The 509-nt window shown below is 47.5% G+C and carries 1 pseudogene; it reads left to right on the plus strand.

The annotated features are described in order from the left end of the window. Positions 1-509 (plus strand): annotated as a pseudogene (locus ACFINW_RS10195) (phage tail tape measure protein); the annotation flags it as partial.

The following is a 509-nucleotide window of genomic DNA, read 5'->3' on the forward strand; positions in this document are numbered from 1 at the left end:
TTACGCCCCATGACCTTGTTGGTCGGGGCTTTACGGGGGATTGCTATCTCAGGAAGTGCATTTGCTGCCTCTTTTGGCTCTGTTGGGACAGTGATCGAAGTGGTTGGGGCGGGTATTTCCTCTGTTGTGGGGGGTATTTTTACCCCAATAGGGGCTGTGGTCGCTGCTGTTGTGGCGGTCATACTGGCTGCTGGTTTTGCTTTGTGGAAATATTGGGATCGTTTTTCTTCTTTTATGAAGGGCTTTGCACGGGGGGTATCTCGGGCTTTTGGGCAAGCCTTTGAAGCCGTCATGCGCTTTTTTGGTGCTGAACCCACCACCATCACCAAATGGAAAAATATCATTGCTGCTGCTTTTGATTTCTCTCAAACTTGGCAAAAGTTTAAACAAGAGCTTTCCTCTGTTGTCGAGTGGTTTGGCAATTTGTGGGAAGGCGTTAAACAAAGCTTTTCCAACTTTTGGCAATGGTTGAAGAGTTTTTTTACACAGGAAAAGCTCTCGGAGAGTGC

It is taken from the genome of Bartonella sp. AA18HLJMS, from assembly GCF_042197245.1.
In the GTDB taxonomy this organism is placed as follows: domain Bacteria; phylum Pseudomonadota; class Alphaproteobacteria; order Rhizobiales; family Rhizobiaceae; genus Bartonella.